The sequence below is a fragment of the Cupriavidus sp. 05L411 genome (assembly GCF_056398045.1).
In genome coordinates, this window is sequence record NZ_JBFTOQ010000001.1 from 247,115 (window position 1) to 264,105 (window position 16,991).

At 67.0% G+C, this 16,991-nt stretch carries 14 protein-coding genes and 1 pseudogene; 5 read left to right on the forward strand and 10 right to left on the reverse strand.

From position 1 onward, the window contains the following. Positions 1-276: 276 nt before the first annotated feature. Complete coding sequence (locus AC1DQR_RS01145; RefSeq protein WP_416052407.1) at positions 277-1,593, reverse strand: MFS transporter; 1,317 nt, start codon at positions 1,591-1,593, stop codon at positions 277-279. A gap of 52 nt (positions 1,594-1,645) precedes the next feature. Next, on the reverse strand, positions 1,646-2,242 hold the full coding sequence (locus tag AC1DQR_RS01150; RefSeq protein WP_416052408.1) for a TetR/AcrR family transcriptional regulator: 597 nt from the start codon (positions 2,240-2,242) through the stop codon (positions 1,646-1,648). 157 nt (positions 2,243-2,399) lie between these two features. On the opposite strand from AC1DQR_RS01150, the gene AC1DQR_RS01155 reads away from it, so the two are divergent. Continuing rightward, the gene (locus AC1DQR_RS01155) at positions 2,400-3,164 is read left to right on the forward strand and encodes an SDR family NAD(P)-dependent oxidoreductase (RefSeq protein WP_416052409.1); all 765 of its coding nucleotides are present in this window, start codon (positions 2,400-2,402) and stop codon (positions 3,162-3,164) included. Positions 3,165-3,246: 82 nt separating this feature from the next. Here the strand turns inward: AC1DQR_RS01155 and AC1DQR_RS01160 are convergent, their stop codons facing one another. The 3 genes from AC1DQR_RS01160 to AC1DQR_RS01170 are packed head-to-tail and all read right to left on the reverse strand — an operon-like array spanning position 3,247 to position 5,878. Next, entirely contained in the window at positions 3,247-3,411 is a 165-nt protein-coding gene (locus AC1DQR_RS01160; protein ID WP_416052410.1) for a DUF2474 family protein, read from the reverse strand. Then, on the reverse strand, positions 3,411-4,418 hold the full coding sequence (gene cydB / locus AC1DQR_RS01165) for a cytochrome d ubiquinol oxidase subunit II (protein ID WP_416052411.1): 1,008 nt from the start codon (positions 4,416-4,418) through the stop codon (positions 3,411-3,413). The genes AC1DQR_RS01160 and cydB overlap by 1 nt, the downstream gene beginning before the upstream one ends. A 5-nt stretch (positions 4,419-4,423) precedes the next feature. Further along, positions 4,424-5,878, reverse strand: a complete 1,455-nt coding sequence (locus tag AC1DQR_RS01170) for a cytochrome ubiquinol oxidase subunit I (protein ID WP_416052412.1) — start codon at positions 5,876-5,878, stop codon at positions 4,424-4,426. A gap of 582 nt (positions 5,879-6,460) precedes the next feature. Here AC1DQR_RS01170 and AC1DQR_RS01175 point away from each other — a divergent pair. Beyond that, positions 6,461-7,051: a hypothetical protein gene (locus tag AC1DQR_RS01175; protein WP_416052413.1), complete on the forward strand. Its 591-nt coding sequence runs from the start codon at positions 6,461-6,463 to the stop codon at positions 7,049-7,051. A gap of 28 nt (positions 7,052-7,079) precedes the next feature. Here AC1DQR_RS01175 and AC1DQR_RS01180 read toward each other — a convergent pair whose 3' ends face one another. The 4 genes from AC1DQR_RS01180 to AC1DQR_RS01195 all read right to left on the reverse strand — a co-directional run bounded on the left by AC1DQR_RS01180 (position 7,080) and on the right by AC1DQR_RS01195 (position 12,401). Further along, on the reverse strand, positions 7,080-8,606 hold the full coding sequence (locus AC1DQR_RS01180) for an amidase (RefSeq protein ID WP_416052414.1): 1,527 nt from the start codon (positions 8,604-8,606) through the stop codon (positions 7,080-7,082). Positions 8,607-8,680: 74 nt separating this feature from the next. Beyond that, positions 8,681-9,859 carry a DSD1 family PLP-dependent enzyme gene (locus tag AC1DQR_RS01185; protein WP_416052415.1) on the reverse strand — a complete coding sequence of 393 codons (1,179 nt, stop codon included), beginning with the start codon at positions 9,857-9,859 and terminating at the stop codon, positions 8,681-8,683. A gap of 135 nt (positions 9,860-9,994) precedes the next feature. Beyond that, a complete protein-coding gene (locus tag AC1DQR_RS01190; RefSeq protein WP_416052416.1) occupies positions 9,995-10,975 on the reverse strand; it encodes a Bug family tripartite tricarboxylate transporter substrate binding protein in 981 nt (326 codons plus the stop codon). A 52-nt stretch (positions 10,976-11,027) separates the two neighbouring features. Then, a complete protein-coding gene (locus AC1DQR_RS01195; RefSeq protein WP_416052417.1) occupies positions 11,028-12,401 on the reverse strand; it encodes a D-serine ammonia-lyase in 1,374 nt (457 codons plus the stop codon). 170 nt (positions 12,402-12,571) lie between these two features. Here AC1DQR_RS01195 and AC1DQR_RS01200 point away from each other — a divergent pair, with 170 nt between their 5' ends. Together AC1DQR_RS01200 and AC1DQR_RS01205 are read left to right on the forward strand one after the other, a co-directional pair. Next, entirely contained in the window at positions 12,572-13,555 is a 984-nt protein-coding gene (locus AC1DQR_RS01200) for a LysR substrate-binding domain-containing protein (RefSeq protein ID WP_416052418.1), read from the forward strand. Between the two features lie 90 nt (positions 13,556-13,645). Continuing rightward, positions 13,646-14,401 carry a sulfite exporter TauE/SafE family protein gene (locus AC1DQR_RS01205; protein ID WP_416052419.1) on the forward strand — a complete coding sequence of 252 codons (756 nt, stop codon included), beginning with the start codon at positions 13,646-13,648 and terminating at the stop codon, positions 14,399-14,401. Positions 14,402-14,444: 43 nt separating this feature from the next. Here the strand turns inward: AC1DQR_RS01205 and AC1DQR_RS01210 are convergent. Beyond that, positions 14,445-15,376 (reverse strand): annotated as a pseudogene (locus AC1DQR_RS01210) (YihY/virulence factor BrkB family protein). Positions 15,377-15,737: 361 nt separating this feature from the next. Between AC1DQR_RS01210 and AC1DQR_RS01215 the strand changes: the two are divergent. Continuing rightward, a complete protein-coding gene (locus AC1DQR_RS01215; protein WP_416052421.1) occupies positions 15,738-16,985 on the forward strand; it encodes an AI-2E family transporter in 1,248 nt (415 codons plus the stop codon). Positions 16,986-16,991 lie beyond the last annotated feature (6 nt).

Sequence of the window (16,991 nt, forward strand, 5' to 3'; positions counted from 1 at the left end):
GGTGACAGGGAGGCAAAGAATGCTGATGCGCCCATTTGTATTCTTGATGGGACAGGCACGCAGAAGCACAGACCCTGCCTGGATGGCGGGTTGGGGGACAAAAAAACGAGGAAAGCGCGGCGCCAGGAATGGCCGCAGAGCACGACGAAGGGAGAGGAAGCGAGGCGTAAGGTGAGGCGTAAGGCGGGAAGTACCGCGAGGAGCGAGGATCAAGCGTGCCGCGTCGCCCTTGTCATGGCGACGAGGGCAACGCGGCGGCGGCGAGCGCCGCGAATGTCAGGCCTTGGCTGCTTGCGAGGCCGCGCCGCTGGGCTGCGTGCCGGGGCGCCGGACCATCAACGCCAGCAGCGCAGCCACCACGCACGCCGCGCCCGCGGCGTACAGCGCCGGTGTGTAGGTCAGCAGCAAGGTACGGGTAAGGCCCGCGCCAAATGCAGCCGTGGCCGCGCCGACCTGGTGGGCGGCAAAGATCCAGCCGAACACCATCGGCGCGCGCTCCTTGCCGAATACCGAGCCTGCCAGCCTGACCGTGGGCGGCACCGTGGCGATCCAGTCCAGGCCATAGAACATGGCAAAGATGGACAAGCCGTACAGCGTGAACGTGGAGTGGGGCAGCCAGAACAGCGACAGGCCGCGCAGGCCGTAATACCAGAACAGCAGCTTGCGGCAGTCATAACGATCCGACAGCCAGCCCGAGAGAATGGTGCCGACAAAGTCGAACGCGCCCATCATCGCCAGCGCGCCGGCGGCCGGCACGGCGGCCATGCCGAAGTCCGCACACAGCGAGATGAAGTGCGTCTGGATCAGGCCGTTGGTGCTCAGCCCGCAGATGAAGAAGGTGCCGGCCAGGATCCAGAAGGTCTGGTTGCGGGCGGCGTCGCGCAGCACCACGAAGGGCCCGCGCAAGGTCAGCGGCGCGGGCGCGCTGGGCGGTGCCGTGGCGGCTTGCACGTGCACGGGCACTTCACCGAACGCAGCCAGGCCCACGTCGGCCGGACGGTTGCGCATGAAGCAGAACACCAGCACGGCCAGCACCGCGCAGGCGCCCAGCACCGGCAGCACCGCGATGCGCCAGCCCATGTGCTCGATCAGCCAGGCGGCCACGGGCAGGAACGCCAGCTGGCCGGTGGCCGAACTGGCGGTCAGGATACCGATCACCAGCCCGCGGCGCGCGCTGAACCAGCGGCTGGCGACCACGGCCGCGAGCACCAGCGCGGTCAGGCCAGAGCCAACGCCGAGCATCAGGCCCCAGGCAATGAACAATTGCCACAGCTCGGTGGCCACAGTGGCCAGCGCCATGCCGCCGGCAATCAGCGCCAGCGCCGCCCACACCACGTTGCGCACGCCGAAACGCTCCATCAGGATCGCTGAGAACGGGGCCATCAGGCCGAACAGTGCAAAGCGAAACGCGAGGATGGATGAGATCTGATCCGTGTCCCAGCCCATCTCGCGCGTCAGCGGCTTGAGGAAGGCGCCGGGCAGGCCGAGCGCGGCCGAGGTGGTCAGCATCACGCAGAAGGTGATGGCGGCGATCAGCCATGCGTAGTGGATGCCGCGCCGATCGAGCCGGCTGGAAAGTGCTTGAGCGAACATGGGTCGGGTTCCGGGGGGCGTTTGGTTTGTCTTGGGGCGTTGGCCCTTGCTGTTACTGCGGATTCGGGCTCAGCAGCATGTCGCGCGCCGCGGCCAGGATGTCTTCGGAAAGGGCATCGCCCTCCGTGGCACGTGCCAGCGTCATGGCGCCCACCAGCATGGCCAGCTGTCCCAGCGCCAGCTTGCGGCGCTCGGCCGGGTCGGCGTGCTCGACCGTCTTCATCCAGTCCTCGACCATGACCTTGAGGCCGTCAATATAGACCTGGCGCACCGGCTTGTCCGCCGGCTCGCGGGCAATGTCGCCGGCGAGTGCCACCGCCGCGCAGCCATCGCCGCGGTTGGCGCAATGCGCCGTGGTGAGGTAGGCCTCAACCAGGCTGGTGCGCATCGCTTGCTTGTCGCCTTTGGCGCGCTCGATGCGGCGCGACCAGCGCCGCGCGGATTCCTCGAAGGCGCGCTTGCTCGCCAGCGCGGCCAGCGCGTCCTTGGACGCGAAGTGCCCATAGAAGCCACCGTGCGTGAGGCCGGCGCTGGCCATCAGTTCGGCCACGCTCACGCCGTTCAGGCCGCGCTCGCGGAATAGCTTGGAGGAAGCCTGCTCGATGGCTTCCCTGTGCTTGTCTGCCTGCTCTCGTGATGCGCGCGCCATATCGGGCTCTCCTGTTGAAACTTTGCTTGACCGGATTTTATATGACGACCATAATTTATTCAATAGATGTTGCCATCATTTAAACCGGCGTCGCCGCGCGGCATCGCAGATGCGGGCGGCGTCGCTTTTCTGTTCCTCTGTATCAGGAGAATCCGTCATGCAGAACCTGTTCGATCTCACCGGCCGCGTTGCCGTCATCACCGGCTCCACCAAGGGCATGGGCCTGGAAATGGCCCGTGCGCTGGGCACCTCCGGCGCCGCGCTCGTGGTATCCGGCCGTGACCAGGCCGCTTCCGAGGCGGTAGCGGCCGCACTGGAGGGCGAGGGCTTCAAGGCCAAGGGCATCGCTTGCGATATCGGCAACGTTGCGAGCGTCCAGGCGTTTGCCAGGCAAGCGCTGGATGCCTACGGCCGCGTGGATGCGCTGGTGCTGAACGCGGCGGGCAGCGGCACGGCGGGCGCGCTGCTGAGCCAGGGCCCGGAAGTGTTCGAGCAGGCCATGGCGGGCAATGTGCGAGGCAACCTGGTGCTGGTCAATGCGTTGGCGCCGCAGATGGTCGAGCGTGGCGACGGTGCCGTCATTTTCATGTCGAGCATCGCCGCCAAGCGCGGCTCGGCCATGCTCGGCATGTACAGCATCACCAAGGCCGCAACGGACGGCGCGGTGCGCAGCCTGGCGCTGGAGCTCGGGCCGAAGGGGATCAACGTGAATGCGATCAACCCCGGGCCGGTGCGCACGGAGTTCTCGCGCGAGGCGCTATGGGGTAACCCGGAACAGGAGGCACGCCTGGCCGCCGCGATTCCGATGCGGCGGATCGGCGAGGCGAAGGATGTAGCGGGACTGGCGGTGTTGCTGGCATCGCCAGCCGGGCGCTTTATCCACGGCCAGAGCATTGGCGTGGATGGTGGACTTTCGGCGTGAGCCGCTGAGGGTCAAAGGTCAAAGATAAACGGTCAAAGGACCGCGCCCCGAAGATGCCGGGGCGCCGGGCCGCAAACGCCCCTCAGCTATGCATGCCTGCCAGCCGCATCAGCAGGCGCAGCAGCAAAGCCGCCACGCCTAGCGCAGCCACGCTGGCCACCCAGATCAGCGCCATCCAGCCGACCCGCTTGAGCCACGGCCTGGGCGCATCATCCGGCGGTCGCCGGCGGTGCTGCGTCGCTGGCATCAGTGATACCCCTCGCCGTGTTTCACCTTGCCTCGGAACACGTAATAGGCCCACACCGTGTACATCAGGATGAAGGGAATGATGAACAGCGCGCCCACCAGCGCAAAGCCCTGGCTTTGCGGTGGCGAGGAGGCGTCCCAGATCGAGATATCCGGCGGCACGATATTCGGCCATACGCTGATCGCCAGCCCGCTATAGCCCAGGAAGACCAGCGCCAGCGTGTACATGAACGGCGCGAGGTGCGCATGCTGCTGCAACGAGCGGATCAGCCGGTACATGGCAAACGCCACCAGCAGCGGCACCGGCGAGAACCAGAACAGGTTGGGCAGGCTGAACCAGCGCTCGGCAATGCGCGGCTGCGACAGCGGCGTCCAGACGCTGATGACCGCAATGACAGCCAGCAACACCCAGGCCAGCTTGCCGGTGAGTTCCAGCATGCGCTCATGCAGCTTGCCTTCGGTTTTCATGATCAGCCAGGTGCTGCCCAGCACGGTGTACGCCACCACCACGCCAATGCCGCAGAACAGCGGGAAGGGCTGCAGCCAGTCCAGCGGGCCGCCCGAGAAGGTGCGCCCGGTCACCTTGATGCCGTCGATATACGCGCCCAGCGAAACGCCCTGGAAGAATGCCGCCACCAGCGAGCCGCAGATAAACGCCTTGTCCCAGACGTGGCGCTCGCGGTCATTGGCCTTGAAGCGGAACTCGAACGCCACGCCGCGAAAGATCAGCCCCAGCAGCATAAAGATCAGCGGCAGGTAGAGCGCGCTGAGCACCACCGAGTAGGCCAGCGGAAACGCGGCCAGCAGGCCCGCGCCGCCGAGCACCAGCCAGGTCTCGTTGCCGTCCCACACAGGTGCCACCGTGTTCATCATGACGTCGCGGTCATGGCGGTCCGGCACGAAGGGATACAGCATGCCGATGCCCAGGTCGAAACCGTCCATCACCACATACATCATCACGCCAAAGAAGATGATGACGGCCCAGATCAGAGAGAGGTCGATGCCCATGATGATCAGCTCCTGCTATCGGCCAGGCGGTTGGTGGAAGCGACCGCGCCAGGTACATCGCCCGGATCGTCCACCGCGGAGAGCGGTCGCGCCGGCGTGCCTTCCACGGCGTGTCCGCCGTCGGGTTCCGGATCGCCCTCATGCTCGACCGGGCCTTTGCGCACCAGCCGCATCATGTAGGCGATGCCCACGCCGAAGACGAAGAAATAAGCCACCACGAACAGCGCGAGCGAGAACGCCAGTTCCGGCACGCCGTGCGGCGAGACCGCGTCGGCGGTGCGCATCACGCCGTAGACGACCCACGGCTGGCGCCCGATCTCGGTGGTGAACCAGCCGGCCAGGATCGCGATCAATCCGGTCGGGCCCATCCACAGCGCCATGCGCAGGAACGCGCGCGCGTGGAACAGCTTGCCGCCACGGCGCAGCAGCAGGCTCCAGAGGCCGAGCAGGATCATCAGCATGCCCAGCCCCACCATCAGGCGGAAGCTCCAGAAGATGATGGTGGAGTTGGGCCGGTCTTGCGGCGCGAACTCTTTCAGGCCCTGGATCTGGCCATCCAGGCTATGGGTGAGGATAAGGCTGCCCAGGCGCGGGATTTCCACCGCAAAGCGGGTTTCCTCGCGTGCCATGTCGGGCCAGCCGAACACGATCAGGGGCAGCGGCTCGTCGCCGTGGTTTTCCCAGTGGCCTTCGAGCGCGGCGATCTTGGCCGGCTGGTGCTTGAGCGTGTTGATGCCGTGCATGTCGCCAATGACGGCCTGGATCGGGGCCACGATCAGCAGCATCCACATGGCCATCGACAGCATCTTGCGGATGGCCGGGTTATCGCGCCGGCGCAGCAGGTGCCAGGCGGCGGAGGCGCCCACGAACAGCGCGGTGGCGAGGAAGGCCGCCACGCTCATATGCAAGAGGCGGTACGGGAACGACGGGTTGAAGATCACCGCCAGCCAGTCCACCGGCACCACGCGGCCATCGACGATCTCGTAGCCCTGCGGGGTTTGCATCCAGCTATTGGAGGCCAGGATCCACGTCGCCGAGATCAGGGTGCCGAGCGCCACCATCAGCGTGGCGAAGAAATGCAGCCCTGGGCCGACCCGGCTCCAGCCGAACAGCATCACGCCCAGGAAGCCGGCCTCCAGGAAGAACGCGGTCAGCACCTCGTAGGCCAGCAAGGGGCCGGTCACGCTGCCGGCGAAGTCCGAGAAGAAACTCCAGTTGGTGCCGAACTGGTACGCCATCACCAGCCCCGAGACCACGCCCATGCCGAAGTTGACGGCAAAGATCTTGGACCAGAAGTGATAGAGGTCGCGGTAGACCGTGTCTTGCGTGCGCAGCCAGCAGCCTTCCAGCACGGCGAGGTAGCTCGCCATGCCGATGGTGATGGCCGGGAAGATGATATGGAAGGAAATCGTGAAGCCGAACTGGATCCGTGCCAGGTCGAGCGCGCTCAAGCCAAACATGTCGTGATCTCCTTGGGGCATTGGGAACAGGCTTGGCCGGCCAGTTCGGGTGCGGTCCATTCACGTTGCGTTTCCGGCGCACGCGTACATAGAGTAGACCACAGGCCGAGCGCATAGAGGTGCCCTTTTTCGTGGGCTGACTGGCGTGGCGAAAGGCCGAGGGAGGTTGCTCGCAAAAGGAAACCCGCCGAGGCGGCCGGGTTTGATGCAGGGATGTCCATGGATGGGGCAGCAGTGAGGCTGGGAGATTGGCGGCATGCCATGGACAACATGCTACCGGTAGCTTGCGGTGGATAACAGAAGCAACGGCTCAGAAAAAGACCGGATCAGATTTGAGGGGGCGATGCAGGTACGGTGAGACGCAGACGCCACAGCCAGCATGGCATGTCCCAAACAGACGGATTCACTGTCCGGGGTCTCATGCATTGTCAACCCTGACTACGCCGGCAACCTGACAGTTCCATGCGCGTTCAGACCAGCCAGTCCCGACCTGGTGAAGCGTTGGACCAAGGTCCCATTGTCTTCGCCTGCCATGGAACCCACTCTTAGGGGAGGCACTACTGGTGTGTCAAGGAGAGCGGAATGAACAGCAAGCATTTTCTGGTCGCGGCCGCGCTGGCGGTGATGGCGGGTTCGGCGCTGGCCCAGCCCGAAACCCAGGTGGAGGTCAAGAAAGCACCGGGCCAGGTGACCATGTCAGGGACCGCCAGGGTCACGGCCACGGTGGTTGCCATCGAAGCGGCCACCAGGACAGTTTCGCTGAAGGACAAGAAGGGCAAGGTGGTCAGTCTGGTGGTGGGTGAGGACGCCCGCAATTTCGACCAGTTGAAGGTCGGCGACGTGGTGACCGCTGAGTACAAGGAAGCCATCACCCTGACGCTCAAGAAGCAGGGCGGCGGCAAGAGTGCGGTCAGCGAGCATGAGTCGATGGACCGGTCCGCACCGGGTGCCAAGCCGGGTGGCACAGCCGGGCGCGAGGTGACGATCCTGGCCGATGTCGTTGCGATCAATGCCAAGACCAAGATGGTTACCCTGAGAGGACCTAAGGGCAATACGCTGGACCTGATGGTTGAAGACCCCGAGCAGATGAAGAACATCAAGAAGGGCGACCAGGTCCAGGCCGTGTACACCGAAGCCGTAGCGGTATCCGTGGAGCCTGCAGCCGGAAAGTAGCGCTGGCGCGCGGGCTGCGGGGGCTGCGCTAGACGGCCGATACCGAAGCGGCACCACCCGGCGAGCCATCCAGCACCGGCGGCGCGGTGACGATCGACTTCAGCCCGGGCTGCGCCGCGCGCAACTGGTCCAGCCGCGGCAGCGGACGGCGCAGCGCATCCGACCCTGCAAAGGCTTGCTCCATGGCATGCGCCACGGCCAGCGTATGGTGATCGGCGCGGAAGCGGCCCACCACCTGCAGCCCGAACGGCATGCCGGCATGGTCCAGGCCGCAGGGCAGGCTGATGGCGGGGTGGGTGGTGAGCGTGACCACGTAGGTAGGGGCCAGCCAGCGGTAGTAGTTCTCCTGCTTTTCGCCGTTGATGGTCTCGGCGTAGAGGCTGGTCCACGGGAACGGCGACACCGGCGTGGTTGGCGACAGGATCACGTCGTAGTCTTCAAAGGCGGCCTGGAAGCGGCCCAGGATGCGCGTCTGCTCGGCTTGCGCCCAGGCGCTGTCGACCAGCGACATGGCCGCGCCCATCTCATAGTTGGCGCGCGTGTTCGGGCCCAGGCTCTGCGGATCGCGCTGATAGGCCTCGTGCATGCCGGCGACAAAACTCTCGGCGCGCAGCACGTCGAAGCAGCGGTGCGCGTCGCCCAGGTCGAACTGGATCTCGTCGCAACTGCGGAACAGGTGCCGCATGGCGGCAATCTTGTCGCGAAAGACCTGCCGGATCTGGTTGTCGACCGCGCACACGCCGAAATCCTCGGTCCAGCCCACCCGCAGCGAGCCCAGGTCGACATTGGCGGGCAGCAGGAATGACATCGGGTCGAGCGCATAGGTGAGCGGGTCGCTGGCCGAGACGCCGGCCGAGGCCGCCAGCTGCAGGCAGGCATCGGCCACGGTGCGGCCCATCGGGCCGACTACGGAAATGGGCGTCCAGCCCAGCAGCTTGCGCGAGCTCGGCACCACGCCAGGCGACGGGCGGAAGCCCACCACGCCGCATTTGGCGGCGGGGATGCGCAGTGAGCCGCCGGTGTCCGAGCCGGTGCAGACCGGCAGCATGTCGGTCGCCAGCGCGGCAGCGGAGCCGCCCGAGGATCCCCCTGCATTCAGGTTGGGGTTGAAGGGGTTGCCGGTGGCGCCCCACACCGCGTTGCGCGAGTTGGCGCCCGCGCCCATCTCCGGGATGTTGGTCTTGCCGGTGACGATGGCGCCGGCCGCGCGCAGCCGGGCCACCAGCACGTTGTCGGCGCTGGGCACGTTGTCGCGGTACAGCGGCGAGCCATAGGTGGTGAGCAGGCCGGCCGTGGCTTCCAGGTCCTTCACGCCCAGCGGCAGGCCGTGCAGCAGGCCCAGCGGCGCGCCGTCGAGCACGGCGCGCTCGGCCGCGCGGGCTTCTTCGCGGGCGCGTTCATAGCAGGTGGCGGTGATGGCGTTGATAAAGGGGTTGACCGCCTCGATGCGGGCGATGCACGCCTCAAGCAGCTCAACGGGCGAGATCTCCTTGCTGCCGATCAGGCGGCGCAGCGCCACGGCGGATTGGGCAAGCAGGTTATCGGTCTGGGTCATGGTGAATTCTCTGGCAGGTGGGGGGAAGCGCCGCGTCGGCATGGCAGGTGCGGCGGCGAGGCATCCGGATCGCGCTAGCGGCTCAGCCCGCGCGCCGACACCGGCCACAAGCAGGCCACGGCCTGCCCGCGCACGCCAACGATCTCGTCGTACAGGTTGAGGGTGGGGTCGCAATGGCCGGGCACCAGCAGCACCTGGCTGCCGAGGCCCGGCAGGCCCGCCGCATTGGTGCCGGGCACGGGCTCGACGATGCCGTGCTCGTCGTTGGCCGCCACATAGGCCAGCGCGTGGTCCTGGCCATTGGCGCCCCACACCAACGGCAGGCCAGAATCCACCGCCATCGATTTCAGGCCCGCGTCCAGCACAACGCGCGGCGAGGGCCGCGTTGCCGCCGCCACGCTCATCACGGTGGTGGCGATAAACAGGCTGTGCTCGAAACGCAGCGCGCCGCCGTAGTCGTTGCGGCCGTAGTCGGCGTCCATGAAGATATAGGAGCCGGGCTGGATTTCGGTATAGACGCCGCTCTTCAGGTCGAACTCCACGCTGCCGCTGCCGCCGCCCGTCACTGTGGCGCAAGCCACGCCGGCCTCGGCTAGTTCGGCGACGATGGCGGCGGTACGCGCCGCGGCGTCGGCTGCAGCTTGCCGGCGCGCAGCGTAATCGCGCACATGCTGGATGCCGCCGTGATACGCCTGCAAGCCGCGGAACGCTAGTTGCGGGTGCGCGCCGATGGCTTGAACGAGGCGCAGCGCGGCAGGCGCGTCGGCCACGCCGCAGCGTCCCTGGCCCACGTCGATCTCGACGAACACTCCGATGCTGCTGCCGGCCTGCGCGGCGGCTTGCGCCAGCGCGGCGACCTGGCGCGCGTCATCCACGCAAACGCTCATCCGTGCATGCCGCGCCAGGCGGGCCAGCAGCGCGGCCTTGGCCGCCCCGGCAATCTCGTTGCTGATATGGATGTCCCTGACCCCCGCCTGCACGAACGGCAGCGCCTCGCTGACCTTCTGGCAGCAGATGCCGGCCGCGCCGCGCGCGATCTGCGCCAGCGCTATCTCCGGGCATTTGTGCGCCTTGGCATGCGGGCGCAGTTGTACGCCCGCGCGGTCGGCGGCCTGCTGCATCTGCGTCAGGTTGCGCTCAAAGGCATCGAGGTCGAGCATCAGCGCCGGCGTGTCGATGGCCGCCGCAGGCTGGCCGACGACGGCGCAGGCGCCAAGCTGCAGGGTGGCGGAAGTGGAGTCGGGGAGCGTCATATGTCGGGCTGTCTTGGGCTGTCTCGGATCGTTCTGGAGGGCGTGGCGCCGCCTCGGGGGCGGCGGTGCTTGCGATGATGTGGGCTGGAGGCGGGCGCTGTCAAACCGAGCCCGCCACGGGCCATTTGCGTGCGCTCAGTCCGCGGTGATGTTGGCACGCTGCGCAATGGCGCGCATGCGCGGCAGTTCCTTGGTGATCAGCGCGGTCACCTCCGCGCCCGTGCCATAGGACGGCTCGAAGCCATTGTCCAGCAGCTTCTTGCGCGTGTCCGGGTCGGCCATGGTCTCGGCCAGCGCCTTTTCCAGCTTCGCCTTCACCTCGGGCGCCAGGCCGCGCGGCGCCACCACGGCCAGCCAGGTATCCATATCGGTACCCGGGTATCCGCTTTCCGCCACGGTGGGCACGTCGGGCAGCAGGGATGAGCGCCTGGCGGTGGTGACCGCGATGGCCTTGACCTTGCCGGCGCGGATCTGCGGCACCGCGGCCGAGACGGTATCGACGGAGAATGGGATCTGGCCGCCGATCAGGTCGGTCATGGCCGGCGAGCTGCCACGGTAGGGCACGTGCAGCATCTTGATGCCAAGATCGTTCAGCAGCATCTCGCCGGCGAACTGCGCGGTGGTACCCGTGCCGAACGAGCCGTAGGAGAATTTTCCGGGTGTCGCCTTCACCGCCGCCGCGAGCTGCTTGAGGTTGTTGACCGGCACATCGCGGTTGGCCAGCAGGATCAGGCCTGTGCGCCCGGTCAGCCCGATCGGCTCGAAGCTCTTGAGCGGGTCATAAGGCAGCTTGGGATGGATGGCCGGATTGACCGTGAATGTGGTGCCCGAGCTGACCAGCAGCGTGTAGCCATCCGGCGCGGCCTTGGCCACCAGGCCGGCGCCCACGATGGTGCCGGCGCCCGGCCGGTTGTCGATCACCACGGTCTGGCCCAGGTGGTCACCGAGCTTCTTGGCCAGCAGCCGGCCGATCACATCGGTCGCGCCGCCGGGTGGGAAGGGGATCACCATCTGGATCGGGTGCGTGGGGTAGGCCTGGGCCAGCGCGCTGCCGGCGGGCACCGCCAGGCAACAGGCGGCCAGGCATGCAAGCTTGAAGGTATGGACGGGTTTCATGCTGACTCTCCTGCGTGCGACGATGGGGGGATGGATGCTGGCGGCGGGCGGCTCAGGCGGCGAGCGCGGCAGCCTTGTCCAGAAAGCCTTGGTACTCCGCTGGCGGCACGAACAGCCCGCCGGTGGTCCACACCAGATGCGTGGCTTGCGGCATCGTGGCTTCGAGCTGGTGCCGGGCCAGGTAGTCGCGCCCCGCCGGGCTCTCGCACAGCATGCGCGGCCCGCTGAAGCCGGCCGCGGCCGAGGGCTCGATGCGCAGCCCTTGCGTGCGCCATGCCATGGCCAGGTGCTCGAACAGGGTATCGTCCGCCACCGTGAACACGCCGGACAGCAGCGGGCGCATGACGGCAGCGGCCAGCTCGGACGCGCGCGGCACGGCTAGCCCGTCGGCCTGCGTGCTGTTGCTCAGGCCAAAGTCATAGACGGACGGATTGCCTGCGCCAGCCATCATCTGCACCAGGAAGCAAGGCGACTGGGTCGGCTCGGCAAACACACAGTGCACGTGCGGCCCAAACAGTTGCCGCATGCCGAAGGTGATGCCGGCCGGCGCGCCGCCCACGCCGCAAGGCAGGTAGACGAAGAGCGGGTGCGCGGCATCGACGCGGATCGCCTGCGCGGCCAGTTGCTGGCGCAGGTGCAGCGCCGCGGCGCTGTAGCCGAGCAGCAGCGACAGCGAGCGCTCGTCGTCCACGAAGTAGGTGAACTCGTCCTGCTGCGCCTGGCGGCGGCCGGCGGCGACGGCGTCCTCGTAGTCGCCAGCATGCTCCACGACTTCCACGCCACGGTTGCGCAGCCGCGCCTTCTTCCATGCCTTTGCATCCGACGACATATGCACGGCCGCGCGAAAACCCAGCGCCGAGGCCATCACGCCAATGCTCAGGCCAAGGTTGCCGGTGGAACCCACCGCCACCTGGTAGCGCCCGAACAAGGCGCGCGCCGCCGGCTCCCTCAGTGCCAGGTAATGCTCCGGCCCGTTGCAGCCAGGGCCAAGCAGGCCATGGCGCAGCGCCAGGTTCTCGGCAAACTCCAGCACCTCGTGGATGCCGCCGCGTGCCTTGATGGAGCCTGCCACCGGCAGGCTGTGGTCTGCCTTGACCCACAGCCGGCCCTGGCTGTGTGGCAGCCCAAGGGCCGCCTGCATCGATGCCGCGGCCACCAGGGGCGACTCGATGACGCCATGGGTCTCGGCCAGCTCGGGAAACAGCGCCGATAGCAGCGGGGCAAAGCGGGCAAAGCGCGCCTGCGCGGCCTCGACATCAGCTAGACTAATGCTGTGTTCGCCGGCGGCCTGGACGGGCGGCGGCGTCCCGGCGCGCGCCGGATTGCACCAGAGCAACGGCGTGGCGGCGGCCAGGCTGGCGCGCAGCGCTGCGGCATCGTGCGGGCCGGTTGCGGTTGATGGGTTCGTGGCTAAAGGCTGGTTCATCACAAAGGGATAGGCTGCTGCGGGTTCCTGGGTGACTTCATTGTTGGCCTGCGCGGATTCGCTGGCAATCCATTTATATTTAGCGAGGCATTAGTTTGACTAATGGTTGGCTGAGAGCAGACATGCGTATCGGCGGCCACTTATGAACCCCTTGTTATGAATTCCTTGTCATGAGCACCTTGTTATCGTCTTCCTTGCTGAGCTGGCTGCGCTGCTTCGAGGCGTCGGCGCGCCATTGCAACTTCACCCACGCGGCCACGGAACTGTGCGTGACGCAGGGCGCGGTCAGCCAGCAGGTGAAGCAGCTGGAGCAGTGGCTGGACCGGCCCTTGTTCCTGCGCACGCCGCGCGCGCTGGTGCTGACGCCCGAAGGCGAGCGGTTGCGCTTTGTGCTGCGCGAGTCCTTCCAGGCTATCGAAGGCACGCTTACCCAGCTACGCAAGCCGCGCGAGGCCGGCCCCATCGCGCTGAGCTGCGCACCGTCGTTTGCCATGCGCTGGCTGACGCCGCGGCTGGGCGATTTTTTCCGTGATCACCCCGAGGTGGGCCTGCGCGTCTACGGCGAGTTCCACGCGCTGGATCGCACCCGGATGGTGCGCGACGGCATTGACGCCGCCGTGCGCTTCGACCTGGGTGGCTACGAGGACCTCAAGGCCCGGCTGTTTCTCGACGAATGGCTGCTGCCGGTGGCAAGCCCCGCCTTCCTGGCCGCGCATCCCGAGTTGCGCAGGCCACAGGACCTGAGGGGTGCCTGGCTGCTGCACGACGTGAGCCCGTGGGACGGCGCGCAAGCCTTCGAGGAATGGCGCCACTGGCTGCAGATGGCGGGGGTGGAGGCAGAGGTGGGCGAACTTGACGCGGGCCAGCGCTTCAACCTGTCGCAGCTGGCCGTGGGGGCGGCGCTGGCCGGGCAGGGCATCGCGATGGGGCGCTCGGCGCTGGTGCTGGAAGATATCGAGGCAGGCCGCCTGGTCGACCTGTTCGGCATCCATGCGCGCTCGCAGGCATCTTACTTCTTCGTCTGCGCGCATGGGCAGACGCCGCCTATCGCCATGGTGGAGGATTGGCTGGCTGCCGAGGGCGCGCGCTTCGAAGCGGCGCGGGCCAAGGTGCTCGACGTGCAGGCACGCGGCGCGAAGGCCGCCGGAAGGTGACAAAGCGCTCAATCCCCGGCATAGTTTGCGGCTTTCGTGCCGCATAGCGCGGCTTTCCGTCTTTCCGGTTTTCGGGCGTTCGAGTTACCGATGGAATTTCCTGTCCTGATCCTGGCGCTGGGCGCCGTCGTGGCCGGCTTCGTGCAAGGCTTGTCCGGGTTTGCCTTCGGCATGGTGGCCATGTCCTTCTGGGTCTGGACCGTGGAGCCGCGCCTGGCCGCGACGATGGCGGTGTTCGGCTCGCTGACCGGGCAGGTGGTGGCGGCGGTGACGGTGCGGCGCAGCTTTTCGCCTCGGCAGCTGCTGCCCTTCGTGGCCGGCGGCATCCTGGGCATTCCCATCGGCGTGGCGATCCTGCCAGCGCTCAATCCCAGCGTGTTCAAGGCTTGCCTGGGCGGGCTGCTGGTCATCTGGTGCCCGTTGATGCTGATGTCCAGGCAACTACCCCACATCCGGGCCGGCGGGCGGGTGGCTGATGGCGTGATCGGCGCGGCCGGGGGCATCATGGGCGGCATCGGCGGCTTTACCGGCGTCATCCCCACGCTGTGGTGCACCCTGCGCGGGCTGGCCAAGGACGAGCAGCGCGCCATCATCCAGAACTTCAACCTGGCCACGCTGGCGGTGACCATGGCGACCTATGTCGGCACCGGCATCGTCACGCGCGACATGCTGCCCATGTTCCTGGTGGTGGGGCCGGCCATGCTGGTGCCCAGCATCCTTGGCACGCGGCTGTACATCGGCATCAGCGAGATCGCATTTCGCAGGATCGTGCTGAGCCTGCTGACCGCATCCGGCGTGGCGCTGCTGTCTGCCTCGCTGCCGAAGCTGCTGGGGACGTTGCACTGATTGACCACTGAGCCCTGGGCCCTGGGCCTGTGTGCGCAGCGGCTCAGGTGTGAAAGGTCTCGGTTTCGGTTTCCGCCTCCGCCTGCTCTTGCGCATCGAGGCTGCTGCGCTCGAACTCCGCGATCACCTGCGCGCCGAGCAGCAGCAAGGTGGCGGCAATCTCCAGGCTCAGCAGCACGACGATCGCGGTGGTGAGCGAGCCATACACCACGCTCACCTGCGACAGCGTGGCGAAGTACCAGACCAGCACGTGGCGCGAGACCTCCCACAGCAGCGCGGCGCTCACCGCGCCAATCAGCGCATGGCGCACCGACAGGCGGCCCACCGGCATCACCAGGTAGAGGGAGGCCAGCAGCAGGATCTCCCCCGCCAGCCCGAGCAGGTAGAGCAGGGTGCCGGAGACCCGGTCCAGCGACAGGTCATGGCCCAGCACTTCCACATGCCGCTCGCCAAACGCCTGCAGGCTGCCCGAGACCACCGTCACCAGCAGCAGGCCGACGCTGAGCACGACGATGTAGCAGTACGGCAGCACCGCCGATACCAGGAAGTGCCGGCGGCGGATCGCCACCCGGTGCACAAAGATCACCGACATGGCGTTCTCCAGTACCGTGAACGCCAGCGAGCTGAAAAAGATCATGCTCGCCAGCAGCACCCAGCCGATCACCCCGCGGTTCGCCAGGAAGTTGGCCAGCTCGCCCACCAGCGCGCGGGATTGCCCCGGCAGCAACCATTCCAGGTAGCGCGACAAGGTGGTAGCAGCGATTGCGGCTCGATCACATGGGACAGCGCGATCACCATCAGGATCAGCAAGGGCACGATCAGGATCAGCAAGGGCACGATCGACAGCAGGGCGTAGTACGCCACCGCGCCCGCGAGCAGCAAGCCCTGGTTGGCTCGGAAATGCCGGAGCGTGCGCAGCACGAAGCGCCCTGGGTGCTTCAGCATCAGTCGGGCACGCGCGTCGAGTATCTGCATGGCAGAGGATGGGTCAGCAGTTCGTCATGGCAGGGACAGCAGGAAAAAGCGCGGGCCACGGCGCATTGCGGGTTGGGAGGTCTGGTAGGTCTGGTAGGTCGGTCTGCTAGGCAGGTCTGGCAGGTCGGTCTGGCAGGGAGGCCACTTTCGCGGCGCATCCGTGTTCTCTCAATGTGGTGCATCGCGCGCTGCACGGCAAGCCGTGGTTGTCCTACACAGGCTTGCGGCATTCTCCGACAGAAACGCCGGCGGGCAAGACTATGCTTGGATGAGGCATGGCGCGCGCCGCGCGCACATGCCTGTTGCATCGCCGGCATTCACGAGACACGCACGCGACCATCACGACAGGAGCCGCAACCCCATGGCTGATCTGAACGCCGGCCCCGCTGCGCAAAGCCAGTCGTCCGTCTCCGCGGATGGCGTTGGCGGCGCCGGCGAAGCCCGGCAGGCTGCTGCTGCCAGCCAGCCGCCGGCGCCTGACGCCGCAGCTGAGGGCGCATCGGCGACCCAGCCTGCCCTGGCCGCAACCCTTCCCGTCGTCCCGGCCAGGCGCGGCGACCTGGCACTGACCATCCTCGCGGTGCTCGCGTCGCTCTACACGCTGCACCTTGCCAGCGCTTTTGTGATCCCCGTGGTGCTGGCGGTGGTCGTCGCCTACATGCTCGATCCGCTGGTCACCCTGCTGTGCGGACGGCGCATCCCGCGCGTGCTCGGCGCCTCGCTGGTGCTGCTGGCGCTGCTGGCCGGCGTGGTCTGCTGCGCATACCTGTTGCAGGATCAGGTTGCCGGCCTGATCGACCGTTTGCCGGAAGTGGCCACCAAGCTGTCGCGCTCCGTGGGCGCCTTGCTCAGCGGCGACGACTCGATGGTGCAAAAGATCCGGCGGGCGGCCACGGTGCTGGGAGGCACCGGGCAAGCGCCGCCCGTGCGTGGGTCCCAGGTCGTGGTGGAGCGCGCCGGGGATTCGCTCAACAATATCCTGCTGGCCGGTTCGGTCGGCGTCTTTGCCATCGCCGGGCAGGCCGCGGTGGTGTTGTTCCTCGCCTTCTTCATGCTGGTGTCCGGAGACATGTTCAAGCGCAAGTTCATCAAGATGGCGGGTACCACGCTGTCGCAGAAGAAGATCAGCGTGCACATGCTCGACGAGATCAACCGGCAGATCCAGCGTTATATGGTGATGCTGCTGGTCACCAACGCCATGGTGGGCGCGCTGACCTGGTTCCTGCTGAAATGGCTGCAAGTGGATAACGCCGGCACGTGGTCGCTGGCCGCCGCGGCGTTGCACCTGGTGCCTTACTTCGGTGCGGTGCTCATTGCGGTTTGCATCGGGCTTGCCGCCTTCATGCAGTCAGGTGACTTCGCGCTGGCGGCAATGGCGGCAGGCGGCTCGCTGCTGGTCGCCACGCTGATCGGCGCGCTGGTGACCACCTGGATGACGGGGCGCATGGCCAAGATGAACGCCGTCGCGGTGTTCGTCGTGCTGCTGCTCTTCACCTGGCTATGGGGCACCTGGGGCGTGCTGCTGGCGATTCCCATCGCCGTGATCGCCAAGGTGGTGGCGGACCATGTGGAGGGGCTGGAAGTGGTGGCGGAGTTTCTGGGCGAGTAAGGATTG